The sequence below is a fragment of the Actinomadura sp. WMMB 499 genome (genome assembly GCF_008824145.1).
Lineage (GTDB): Bacteria > Actinomycetota > Actinomycetes > Streptosporangiales > Streptosporangiaceae > Spirillospora.
Genome location: NZ_CP044407.1, coordinates 2,205,522 through 2,217,146 on the forward strand (window position 1 = coordinate 2,205,522; position 11,625 = coordinate 2,217,146).

An 11,625-nucleotide genomic window follows, 5' to 3' on the forward strand; every position below is an offset into this window, starting at 1 on the left:
AGGCGACTTGACCAGAGTCAACATTTTCGGCCCCGTCTCGCGCCGCGATCGAACGAGAATCTCGGCCGGGGGACGCCCAGGAAAGCTGACCGCGCTCAGCTTTCCTGGGCGTCCCCGGACGCGATCCGCGCGTGGCCCGCGACGAACGCGGCGATGTCCCGGCCCACGACCTCGGCGAAGCCGCGGTCCCCGTACTCCCCGGCGGCCCAGTGCCGGGTGCCCGCCTCCAGGAGCGCCTGGACGCCCCGCGCCACGTGGAGCACGTCCAGTCCGGGCGGGAGCCCGCCGTCGCGCTGGGCGCGCCGCAACAGTTCGAGGAAGAGGTACCTGCTCGCGTGGTGCTCGTCCGGGCGCCCCTCGCGCAGGGCCCGGTGCTCGGCGCGGTGGCCTTCCAGGGTGGCCTCGATGAGCAGGTCCGGTGGGCTGTGCCGCATGCTCCGCTCCAGCGCGGCGAGCACCGCGCCGATCGCCTCCGGCAGCTCGCCGGGACCGGCGCGCCGCGCGCGGGCCACGCGGCGCGCGTCCCCGGTGGAGAGCACGCCCGCCTCGGCGAGGGCGTCCTCCTTGGTCGGGAAGTAGAAGTAGAACAGGGCCTTGGACACCCCGGCGGCCTTGCAGATGTCGGCGACCGTCGTACCGGCGAACCCGTTCGTCCGCCACAGCGCGATCGCGGCCTGCAGCAGGGCGCGCCTCTTCTCCACCGAACGCGACTGCGCGAGACTGGCCCGGCGCTGACCCCGGTCAGCACTCACTCGGGATCGGCCCTTCGGTTCCGCTTCCTCCATGACCGCCACCCTACCGGCCACGATGCTGACCACAGTCAGCTACATACCCCGGACGCCCGTGCGCGCGGCGTCGGACGCGCCGGGCGCGCCGTCCCGTTCAGGGGCGCCGTCCCGTTCGGCCGCGCGGGCGATGCCGGCGCACATGCCGCCGAAGACGCGATCGTGGAAGGGCCGGAACGCCCACCAGTACGCGTGGCCCGCCAGCCCCCGCGGGTGGAACAGCGCCCGCTGGGTGTAGCGGGTGCGGCCGTCCCGCTCCACCACCCCGAGTTCCAGCCACGCAAGGCCGGGCAGCCGCATCTCGGCGCGGAGCCGCAGCAGCCGCCGGGGCTCGATCTCCTCCACCCGCCAGAAGTCGACGGTCTCGCCGATCCGCAGCCGCCGCGGGTCGCGGCGGCCGCGCCGCAGGCCCACCCCGCCCACCAGGCGGTCCAGGACGCCGCGGGCGCGCCACGCGAGCGGGAAGGAGTACCAGCCGCGGTCGCCGCCGATCCCCTCGATGACCGTCCACAGGCGGTCGGCGGACGCGGCCACCTCGCCGCCCCGCTCGTCGGTGTACAGGCTGCCCCCGGACCAGTCGGGGTCGGTCGGCAGCGGGTCGCTGGGGGCGCCGGGCATGCTCGCCGACGACCAGCGGGTGGCCACGTCGGCGTCGCGGACGCGGCGCAGCGCCAGCTCCACCCCGCGCTCGAAGCCCGCCGCGCCGCCGGGCGGCGGGGACACGTACCGGTCGATGTCGTGCTCGCGGCACACCACCTCGTTGCGCAGCGACTCCACCAGCGGACGGGCCAGGCTCCCCGGCACCGGCGTGATCGCGCCGACCCACAGGCTCGACAGCCACGGGCTCAGCACCGGGACCGGGACGATGAGCCGCCGCCGCAGCCCCGCGACGGCCGCGTAGCGGCGCATCATGTCCACGTAGGTGAGCACGTCCGGGCCGCCGATGTCGAAGCCCCGGCTGACATGGGCGGGCAGGTCGGCGGCCCCGACCAGGTAGTGCAGGACGTCCCGGATCGCGATCGGCTGGATCCGCGAGTGCACCCAGCGCGGGGTGACCATCACCGGCAGCCGCTCGGTCAGGTACCGCAGCATCTCGAACGACGCCGACCCCGAGCCGATGATCACGGCGGCGCGCAGCCAGACGGCGGGCACCCCGGCGTCCAGCATGATCCGGCCGACCTCCGCGCGGGACCGCAGATGCGGCGACGGCTCCTCTTCCGGGTCCATCCCGCCCAGGTAGACCAGCCGCCGCACGCCGGCGTCGCGGGCCGCCGCGGTGAAGGTGCGCGCGGCGCGGCGGTCGCGCTCGGCGAAGCCGTCGGCGCCGCCGAGCGCGTGGATCAGGTAGTAGGCGACGTCCACGCCGTCCAGGGCCCGCCGGGTCGACTCCGGGTCGGTCGCGTCGGCCTCGACGATCTCCACGTCCCCCGCCCAGGGGTGGTCGCGCAGCCGCCGCGCCGAGCGGGCCATGCACCGCACCCGGTGGCCGGCGCGCAGCAACTCGGGCACCAGCCGCCCGCCGATGTAGCCGCTGGCCCCCGTGACCAGGAACGTGCGTCCGGTACCGTCCTTGCGATCGTCCATGGCCTGCCGCCGCGTTCGTGGAGATTTCGGGCAACCGCCCCGTCGGGACCGGCCCTACCCGTCCCCCACCTGCACAAGCACCGTCCGCGAAAGCTTTGCCGCCGCGCGTTCACCGTGCGGGACTCATGGACGGGAGCGGCCGGCGGTACTGCCCCGGCCCGCGGGTCCCGACCCCCGGGCCGGCCGACCGCGGAACCGGCGGCCTCTCCCGCCTCCTCTACACTCGGCCGTGCGGATGGTTCGCCCGCACCCCTCGGGGAGCGGGCGTCGTAAGAGGGAACCCGGTGCGAATCCGGGACTGCCCCGCAGCGGTGAGCGGGAACGACCGCCGTCACACGCACTGGGCCGCGGCCTGGGAAGCGACGGCCAGTAGGACGCGCCTACTCCGGTAGGCGCGGTGCCCGCGAGTCCGAAGACCTGCCTCCGCCCGCGCGCCGGCCGGCGCGCGGTGGTCAGCGGCCTCGTGGGAGGGCCGGCGGCTCGCACGTGCGCCTTCGTGCGCCCTGCCGTCCTTCCTCCGGTGCCGCCTGTGGCAGAGCGAGGGAAGCCGCCATGAGAACCACGATCCTCGGATACCCCCGTATCGGACCGAACCGTGAACTGAAGTTCGCCACCGAGGACTACTGGGCCGGACGCATCGACGCCGCGGCGCTGGAGAAGGCCGGCACCGACCTGCGTTCCTCCGTGTGGACGGAGCTGCGCGACGCCGGCCTGGACACGATCCCGTCGAACACGTTCTCCTTCTACGACCAGGTGCTCGACACCAGCGTGATGATCGACGCGGTGCCGGAGCGCTACCGGCACCTCGACGGTCTCGACCGCTACTTCGCCATGGCGCGCGGCGTCCAGGACGTCCCGGCGCTCGAGATGACGAAGTGGTTCGACACGAACTACCACTACATCGTCCCGGAGCTGGGCCCGGACACGCGCTTCCGGCTGGACCGGAACGCCAAGCCGCTCGCGGAGTACCGGGAGGCGCAGGCCCTCGGCATCGAGACGCGCCCGGTGCTCGTGGGCCCGCTCACCTACCTGCTGCTCGCCAAGCCGTCGACGCCGGGGTTCCGGACCCTCGACCTGCTCGACGGGCTCGTCGAGGCGTACGCGGAGCTGCTGGAGCGGCTGGCCGGGGCGGGCGCCGAATGGGTCCAGATCGACGAGCCGGCGCTCGCCGCCGACCGGACCGGTGAGGAGATCGCCGCGCTCGGCCGCGTCTACACGCGGCTCGGCGAGTTGCCCAGCAGGCCGCGGATCCTCCTCGCCACCTACTTCGGCGCCGTCGGCGCGGACGCGCTGCGCGCGCTGGCCGGCACGCGCGTGGAGGCCGTCGGCCTCGACCTCGTCGCTGGGCCGGGCAACGTGGACGCGCTCGCCTCCATCGGCGGGATGCCCCGCAAGACCGTCGTCGCGGGCGTGGTCGACGGACGCAACGTCTGGCGCGCCGACGAGGCGGCCGCCAAGAGCGCCTACGCGGTGCTGCTCGGGCTGGCCGACCAGGTCGTGGTGAGCACCTCGTGCTCGCTGCTGCACGTCCCGATCGACCTGGACGCCGAGACGTCCCTCGAACCGGCCGTCCGCGAGCGGCTCGCGTTCGCCCGGCAGAAGGTCGCGGAGGTCGTCGCGATCGGGCGGGCGCTGCGCGAGCGGCACCCGGCGGCCGGGGTCCCGGTGCCGTCCGCCGTGGTCGACGGCGGTGTCCGCGCCCGGCTGGAGGCGCTCGCCGACGCGCGCCGCGGCGACCGGGCCGCCCGGTTCGCCGCCCAGCGGGACGCGCTGAAGCTGCCGGACCTCGCCACCACCACGATCGGATCGTTCCCGCAGACCCCGGAGATCCGCAAGGCGCGGGCCGACCGCAGGGCCGGGCGCATCACCGAGGACGCCTACACGGCGGCGATGCGGGACGAGGTCGCGCGGGTCGTCGCGCTGCAGGAGGAGATCGGGCTCGACGTGCTGGTGCACGGCGAGCCGGAGCGCAACGACATGGTGCAGTACTTCGCCGAGCAGCTCGACGGCTACGCGGCCACCGAGCTCGGCTGGGTGCAGTCGTACGGGTCGCGCTACGTGCGGCCGCCGATCCTGCACGGCGACGTCACCCGCCCCCGCCCGATGACGGTCGAGTGGGCCGCCTACGCGCAGGGGCTGACCGAGCGTCCCGTCAAGGGCATGCTCACGGGGCCGGTCACCATGCTGGCCTGGTCGTTCGTCCGGGACGACCAGCCGCTCGCCGACACGGCCGCCCAGGTCGCGCTGGCGCTGCGCGACGAGATCGCCGACCTGGAGGCGGCCGGGATCCGGGTCGTCCAGGTCGACGAACCGGCGCTGCGCGAGCTGCTGCCGCTGCGCGAGGCCGACCACGCCGCGTACCTGGACTGGGCCGTCGCCGCCTTCCGGCTGTCGACGTCCGGGGCCGCGGACACGACGCAGATCCACACGCACATGTGCTACTCGGAGTTCGGCGAGATCATCGACGCGATCGGCGCGCTGGACGCCGACGTCACCAGCGTCGAGGCGGCCCGCTCGAACATGGAGCTGGTCGGCGACCTGCGCGCGGCCGGGTACGGGAACGGCATCGGCCCCGGCGTCTACGACATCCACTCGCCGCGCGTCCCGTCGGCCGAGGAGATCGAGAAGAACCTGCGGCGGGCGCTGGAGGCCATCGAGCCCGCCAAGCTCTGGGTGAACCCCGACTGCGGCCTGAAGACCCGCGCCTACCCGGAGACCGAGGCGTCCCTGCGCCACCTGGTCACCGCCGCCCGGCGCGTGCGGGAGGGCCTCGCCGGCTGATCGCGTGCGGCCCGGCCGTTCGATACGGCGGCCTGACGCGCAGGCTCCGGCCGTGCGCGCCCCGGACGCGGGTGGCTCCGGGACGCGCACGGCCGGTCGGGCGGCCGCCGGTCGGGCGGCGGCCGGGGTCAGCCGACCTGCACGCGGTGCCGGACGGCCGCGCCGAACAGGTAGCCCTCGGTGTTGAAGTCCGACCGGTCGGGCTGGCGGGCGCCCGTCCCGTCCACGGCGCGGGCGACCAGGGTGACCGGGCCCGTCCGGTCGGGCCACCACTCCAGGCTCCAGCGGCACCACCCGGTGTCGCCGCCGCGCAGGCGCGCGGGCCGCCAGCCCGCGCCGCCGTCCGTGCTCACCTCGACCCGCCGGACGGGCCCGCGCGGCGACCACGACCGTCCGGTCAGCGTCACCGGGCGGCCGGGCGGCACGCGCTCGTCCCAGCCGAACTCGAAGGCGCTCTTGGCGACCTGCTCCGCCAGCGGCGGCCCGCCCCCAGGCGGATGTCCGGGGCCGAACATCCGGTACATGCGGGTGGTCCATGGCGACGCCAGCGGGCGCCGGGCCACCTCGATCTCCCCCAGCCACTTGATGGAGGCGACCCCGACCCAGCCGGGCACGACCAGCCGCGCCGGGAAGCCGTGATCGGGCGGCAGCGGGACCCCGTTCATCTCGTAGGCCACCAGGACGTCGTCCATCGCCTTGCCGACGGGCAGCGGCCGGCGCACCCGCCCGATGTCCTCGCCGCCGAGGCGGCAGGCCGGATCGAGCCCGGTCGGCAGCACGTCGACGGCGTCCGGGCGGAGTCCGGCGCGCTCCAGGACGGCCGCGAGCGGGACCCCGCGCCACCTCGCGGCGCCGACGGCGCCCAGCGTCCACGGGATGCCCGGGGCCGGCTCGTCCTGCTGGCTCGCGAACAGGGCGCGGCCGTTTCCGGCGCACTCGATCACCGCGTCCAGCGTGCGGGACGGCATGGCGAGCAGGTCCGCGTACCCGAACTCGACGGCGCGGTCGCGCGGCGGGGCGCCGCGCAGGCCGTCGCCGAACAGGCGCAGCCGCCACGCCCGCGCGTCGATCAGCGGCGTCCGGGTGTGGTCGCGGACGAAGAAGAGGTCGTTGGGCACCATGAGGCCCTCGCCGCGCAGGGCGTCCCAGCGCATCTCCGCGTTCGCGCCGTGCACGATGAACCGGTCGGGCGGCAGCGCCTTGACGATGCCCCCGCCGTCGCCCCCGCCGTCGTGTGACCCGCGTTCTTCCATGGTCCCCCGCCGTTCCATGGGCCTCCGCCGTTCCATGAGCCTCCGTCCGGGTCCGTTCCCTCGCTCGCGGCCGCTATCCGCCCGAGCTCCCCGGACTATAGAACTATTCCGATTGACTAAATAGGAGATTCGCGCCATCCACCGAGGAGGCCGGCCAGTGGTGACCCGGACGCCGGGAAAGCCCCGGACGATCGACGACGTCCTCGCCGCGGCGCGGGCCCGGCTGCGGCGGCTCGACCCCGGACCGGCCCACGACGCGTGGCGGCAGGGCGCGCTGCTGGTCGACATCCGGCCCGCGGCGCAGCGGGCCGCGGAGGGGAGCGTGCCGGGCGCGCTGGTGATCGAGCGCAACGTCCTGGAGTGGCGGCTCGACCCGGCGAGCGACGCGCGCGTCCCCGAGGCCACCGGCCACGACGTCCGGGTGATCGTCCTCTGCTCGGAGGGCTACACCTCCAGCCTGGCCGCCGCGTCCCTGCAGGATCTCGGCCTGACCGGCGCGACCGACGTGGTCGGCGGGTTCCGCGCCTGGCGTGCGGCCGGGCTGCCCGCGTCCGCCGGTTCCGCCGGTCCCGGCGGTCCCGCCGCGCCCGTCCCGTGCTCGTCCTGACCGGACGGCGCGTCTCCGCTCCGGGGCGACCCCGCTAGAGAGCCGGACCGAGCAGGCGGTCCGAGCGGTCCCCCCGGGATGCGGGTCCGGCCCGGCCACGGCGCGGCGCACGGGCCGGACCCGCCGCTCTCCGACCGCGACCCCGCGCACGAACCGGCGGGAGTCGCCGCCCTACCATGGGGCGGCGTGCGGCGGATCGCGCGGCACCCGCGGCGCCGCCCGCCGTCCGGTACGTCTCGGAAGGATCGAGCACGCCATGTCCACCACCGTCCTGGTCGGCAACCCGCGCCCCGCCTCCCGCACGTCGCGCGCGGCCGTCGCCGCCGCGCGCGCCGCGGCGCGGGTCGCCGGCGCCGAGACCGAACCGCACGTCATCGAGCTGGCCGACCTCGCGCCCCTGCTCTTCCCCGGCTCCGACCCGGCGGTCGCCGAGGCGGTGCGGCGGGTCACCGAGTCCGACCTGCTGGTCGTGGCGAGCCCGACGTACAAGGCGACCTACACGGGCCTGCTGAAGGCGTTCCTCGACCGGATCGACACCGGCGCCCTGGCGCGGGTCGTCGCCCTGCCCCTCATGGTCGTGGGCTCCCCCGCCCACGCGCTGGCCGTGGAGGTGCACCTGCGCCCGCTCCTGGTGGAGCTGGGCGCCACCGTGGTCACCCCCGGGCTGGCCGTCGCGGAGGCCGACCTCCCCCGGATCGACGAGCTCGCGGCCGCGTGGGCGGCGCGGCTGGAACGGCAGCTGAACCCGCCGGCGCGCCCGCACGTCTAGTCCGTATGCGTCAATGGTCGGTCCGGCGCCTCCCGCGGGGATGAGTACGGATACTCATCCCCGCACCCGCGCATCCGTCAGAAGCCCTGGGCCAGGCGGTGGTAGGCCTGGTTCCAGCGCAGCTCCTTGGCGAGTCCGGCCGTGGTGGTGGCCGCGTCGATCGTGACGAGCTCGACGCCGAGCATCTCCGCCAGGTCCGTCAGCTCCTCGGCGCCGATCGCCGTGGACAGGACGGTGTGGTGCGGGCCTCCGGCGGCCAGCCAGGACTCGGTGGACGTCGCCAGGTCGGGCCGCGGGCGCCACACGGCCCGCGCCACCGGCAGGTTCGGCAGCGGTGGCGGGACGACGACGTCGATCTCGTTCGCGACCAGCCGGAACCGGTCGCCGAGGTCGGCCAGGCCCACGACGATCCCGGGGCCGGGTTCGGCGTCGAACACCAGCCGGACGGGGTCCTCGCGGCCCCCGATGCCCAGCGGGTGGATCTCGCAGGACGGGGTGCCCGCGGCGATCGAGGGGCACACCTCCAGCATGTGGGCGCCGAGGATGAGCTGCTCGCCGGGCACCAGGTTGTAGGTGTAGTCCTCCATGAACGAGGTGCCGCCGGGCGCCATCGTCTTGAGCGCCCGCAGCAGCGCGGACGTCTTCCAGTCGCCCTCGCCGCCGAACCCGTAGCCGTCCGCCATCAGCCGCTGGACGGCCAGGCCCGGGAGCTGGCGCAGGCCGCCGAGGTCCTCGAAGTTGGTGGTGAAGGCGGTGAAGCCGCCGTCGGTGAGGAACGCGCGCAGCCCCAGCTCGATGCGGGCGGCGTAGCGGAGGGACGCGTGCCGGTCGCCGTCCGCGCGCAGCTCGGGGGCGAGGTCGTAGGCGTCGGCGTACTCGGCGACCAGCGCCGACACGTCGGCGTCGGCGGTCGCGTCCACCGCCGCCACCAGGTCGTTCACGGCGTAGGTGTTGACCGAGACGCCGAAGCGGAGCTGCGCCTCGACCTTGTCGCCCTCGGTCACCGCGACGTCCCGCATGTTGTCGCCGAACCGGGCGAGCCGCATCGAGCGCAGCGCGGCGGCCCCGGCGGCGGCCCGCGCCCACGCCTCGATCCGGGACGCGACGGACGGGTCGGTCACGTGCCCGGCGACGGTCTTGCGGGGCACGCCGAGCCGGGTCTGGACGTGCGCGAACTCGCGGTCGCCGTGCGCGGCCTGGTTGAGGTTCATGAAGTCCATGTCGATGGAGCTCCACGGCAGCTCCACGTTCGCCTGCGTGTGCAGGTGCAGCAGCGGCTTGCGCAGCGCGTCCAGGCCCGCGATCCACATCTTCGCCGGGGAGAACGTGTGCATCCACGCGATCACGCCGGTGCACGCGTCGTCCGCGTTCGCCTCCAGCATGATCCGGCGGATGGACGCCGCGTCGGTGAGCACCGGCTTCCACTCGACGTCGACCGGCAGCCCCTCCGCGATCTTCCGGGACTGCTCGGCGACCTGCCGCAGCGTGTCCGCGCCGTACAGGCCCTGGCTGCCGGTCAGGAACCATGCCGTCATCGCGAACTCCTCTGCCCGTAGACGTTCTGGTAGCGGTCGTAGAGGCTGTCGACGTCGGCCCGCGCGATCGGCAGCGGCTCGCCGAGCTGCCGGGACACGTGCACGGTGCGGGCGACGTCCTCGCACATCACCGCCGCCTTCACCGCCGCCTTCGGGGAGTCCCCGACCGCGAACACCCCGTGGTTGCGCATCAGCACGGCCTTCGACCGGTGCCCGGACAGGGTCTCGACGACGCCGCGGCCGATGTCCTCGCCGCCGATCAGCGCGAACGGCCCCACCGGGATCTCGCCGCCGAACTCGTCGGCCATCGCCGTCAGCACGCACGGGATCGGCTCCGCGCGCGCCGCCCACGCCGACGCGTACGTCGAGTGCGTGTGCACGACCCCGTTCACGTCCGGCATGTGCCGGTACACGTACGCGTGCGCGGCGGTGTCGCTCGACGGCGACAGCTCGCCCGCGACCCGGTTCCCGTCGAGGTCGCACACGACGATCGTCTCGGGCGTCAGGTCGTCGTAGGACACCCCGCTCGGCTTGATGGCGAACCGGTCGCCGCCCGGCAGCCGTCCCGACACGTTGCCCGCCGTCCACGCCACCAGCCCGTTGCGGACGAGTTCGGCGTGCAGGCGGCAGACGGATTCCCGCAGGTCCTCGAGTTCTCTCACCGGGCGGCCTCGTTCCTGATCGCGCGGAGGCGGTGCAGGACGGCGCCGTCCGCGAAGTGGTCGTGCAGCCGGCGGTACTCGGCGTACAGCCGGTCGTAGGCGTCGGCGCGGGCGGGGTCGGGGACGAACGCGTCCGGGATCCGCTTGCCCATGGCGGCCGCGGCGGCGGTGATGTCGGGGTGGGCGCCGGCGGCGACGGCCGCGTGGACCGCGGCGCCGAGCGCGGGGCCCTGCCCGGAGCCGATCGCCGACAGGGGGCGCCGCAGCACGTCCGCGTACACCTGCATGAGGAACCGGTTGCCGAGCAGCCCGCCCGCGACGACGAACTCCTCGACCGGCACCCCGGACGCCTCGAACGTCTCGACGATCACGCGGGCGCCGAACGCCGTCGCCTCGATCAGCGCCCGGTAGACGTCCTCCGGGCGGGTCGCGAGCGTCTGGCCCGCGATCACCCCGGAGAGGTCGTGGTCGACGAGCACCGAGCGGTTGCCGTTGTGCCAGTCGAGCGCGACGAGCCCGTGCTCGCCGACCTTCTGCCGTTCGGCGAGCGACGTCAGGTACTCGTGCGCGCTCATGCCCCGGGCGTCCGCCTCGCGCGCGTACGCCGCGGGCACCGACGTCTCGGCGAACCATCCGAAGATGTCGCCGACGCCGGACTGGCCCGCCTCGTACCCCCACAGTCCGGGGACGATCCCGTCGCGCACCACGCCGCACATGCCCGGCACCTCGGCGAGCCGGTCGGACGCCATGACGTGGCAGGTCGAGGTGCCCATGATGGCGACCATCCGGCCGGGCCGGACGGCGTCCGCGGCGGCGGCCGTGACGTGCGCGTCCACGTTGCCGACCGCGACGGCGACCCCCTCGGGGAGCCCGGTCCACGCCGCCGCCCGCGCCGCCAGCCGTCCGGCCCGCCCGCCGAGCGGCGCGAGGTCGTGCCCGAGCTTGCGGGTGAATCCGGCGAAGTCCGGGTTCAGCGCGGCGGCGAACTCCTCGGACGGGTACGCGCCGTCCTGGTGGATGCCCTTGTACCCGGCCGTGCAGACGTTGCGGCTCTCGGTGCCGGTGAGCTGCCAGACGATCCAGTCCGCGGCCTCGATCCAGCGTTCGGCGGCCGCGTACGTCTCGGGGTCCTCTTCGAGGAGCTGCAGGCCCTTGGCCCATTCCCACTCGGAGGAGATCTTTCCGCCGTACCGCGCGAGCCAACTCTCGCCCCGCTCTGCGGCGAGCGCGTTGATCCGGTCGGCGTGCGGCTGGGCGGCGTGGTGCTTCCACAGCTTGGGCCAGGCGTGCGGCCGGTCCGGGTGGAGCTCGCACAGCGGCGTCCCGTCCGCGGTCGCCGGCAGCACGGTGCAGGCGGTGAAGTCGGTGCCGATGCCGATGACGTCCGCCGCGTCCACGCCCGCGTCCGCGACGGCCGCGGGCACCGCGTGCCGCAGGACGTCGCGCCAGTCCTCGGGCGACTGCAGCGCCCAGTCGGGCGGGAGCCGGGTGCCGTCCGGCAGCCGTTCCTCGAGCACGCCGTGGGCGTAGGCGTGGACCGCGCTCCCCAGCTCGGCGCCGTCCGCGACCCGGACCACGACGGCCCGTCCGGACAGGGTGCCGAAGTCCACCCCCACCACGTATCGGTCAGCGCTCACACCATCCCCTTC

At 75.0% G+C, this 11,625-nt stretch carries 9 protein-coding genes and 1 riboswitch; of the genes, 3 read left to right on the top strand and 6 right to left on the bottom strand.

Going from position 1 to position 11,625, the window contains the following annotated elements:
- Positions 1–95 precede the first annotated feature (95 nt).
- Positions 96–701 carry a TetR/AcrR family transcriptional regulator gene (locus tag F7P10_RS09670; protein ID WP_218040446.1) on the bottom strand — a complete coding sequence of 202 codons (606 nt, stop codon included), beginning with the start codon at positions 699–701 and terminating at the stop codon, positions 96–98.
- 123 nt (positions 702–824) lie between these two features.
- Complete coding sequence (locus F7P10_RS09675) at positions 825–2,369, bottom strand: SDR family oxidoreductase (protein ID WP_151009035.1); 1,545 nt, start codon at positions 2,367–2,369, stop codon at positions 825–827.
- A gap of 270 nt (positions 2,370–2,639) precedes the next feature.
- Positions 2,640–2,788: riboswitch (cobalamin riboswitch) on the top strand.
- Positions 2,789–2,921: 133 nt separating this feature from the next.
- On the opposite strand from F7P10_RS09675, the gene metE reads away from it, so the two are divergent.
- Positions 2,922–5,150: a 5-methyltetrahydropteroyltriglutamate--homocysteine S-methyltransferase gene (gene metE, locus F7P10_RS09680; RefSeq protein WP_151009036.1), complete on the top strand. Its 2,229-nt coding sequence runs from the start codon at positions 2,922–2,924 to the stop codon at positions 5,148–5,150.
- A 128-nt stretch (positions 5,151–5,278) separates the two neighbouring features.
- Here the strand turns inward: metE and F7P10_RS09685 are convergent, their stop codons facing one another.
- Positions 5,279–6,403, bottom strand: coding sequence for a sulfite oxidase (locus F7P10_RS09685; protein WP_254716517.1), 1,125 nt, complete (start codon positions 6,401–6,403; stop codon positions 5,279–5,281).
- A 157-nt stretch (positions 6,404–6,560) separates the two neighbouring features.
- Here F7P10_RS09685 and F7P10_RS09690 point away from each other — a divergent pair, with 157 nt between their 5' ends.
- Together F7P10_RS09690 and F7P10_RS09695 are read left to right on the top strand one after the other, a co-directional pair.
- Positions 6,561–7,010 carry a rhodanese-like domain-containing protein gene (locus tag F7P10_RS09690; protein WP_254716518.1) on the top strand — a complete coding sequence of 150 codons (450 nt, stop codon included), beginning with the start codon at positions 6,561–6,563 and terminating at the stop codon, positions 7,008–7,010.
- A gap of 256 nt (positions 7,011–7,266) precedes the next feature.
- Positions 7,267–7,779: an NADPH-dependent FMN reductase gene (locus F7P10_RS09695; protein WP_151009039.1), complete on the top strand. Its 513-nt coding sequence runs from the start codon at positions 7,267–7,269 to the stop codon at positions 7,777–7,779.
- Between the two features lie 77 nt (positions 7,780–7,856).
- On the opposite strand, the gene araA is transcribed toward F7P10_RS09695, so the two are convergent.
- From araA to araB, 3 genes are read right to left on the bottom strand one after another with little or no spacing between them, the layout of a single operon-like run.
- Positions 7,857–9,314 (bottom strand): L-arabinose isomerase, encoded by a 1,458-nt coding sequence (gene araA, locus F7P10_RS09700; protein ID WP_151009040.1) that lies wholly within the window; start codon positions 9,312–9,314, stop codon positions 7,857–7,859.
- A complete protein-coding gene (locus tag F7P10_RS09705) occupies positions 9,311–9,976 on the bottom strand; it encodes an L-ribulose-5-phosphate 4-epimerase (RefSeq protein ID WP_254716519.1) in 666 nt (221 codons plus the stop codon). The genes araA and F7P10_RS09705 overlap by 4 nt, the downstream gene beginning before the upstream one ends.
- On the bottom strand, positions 9,973–11,595 hold the full coding sequence (gene araB / locus F7P10_RS09710; RefSeq protein WP_254716746.1) for a ribulokinase: 1,623 nt from the start codon (positions 11,593–11,595) through the stop codon (positions 9,973–9,975). Before araB ends, F7P10_RS09705 begins: the two co-directional genes overlap by 4 nt.
- Positions 11,596–11,625: the final 30 nt, after the last annotated feature.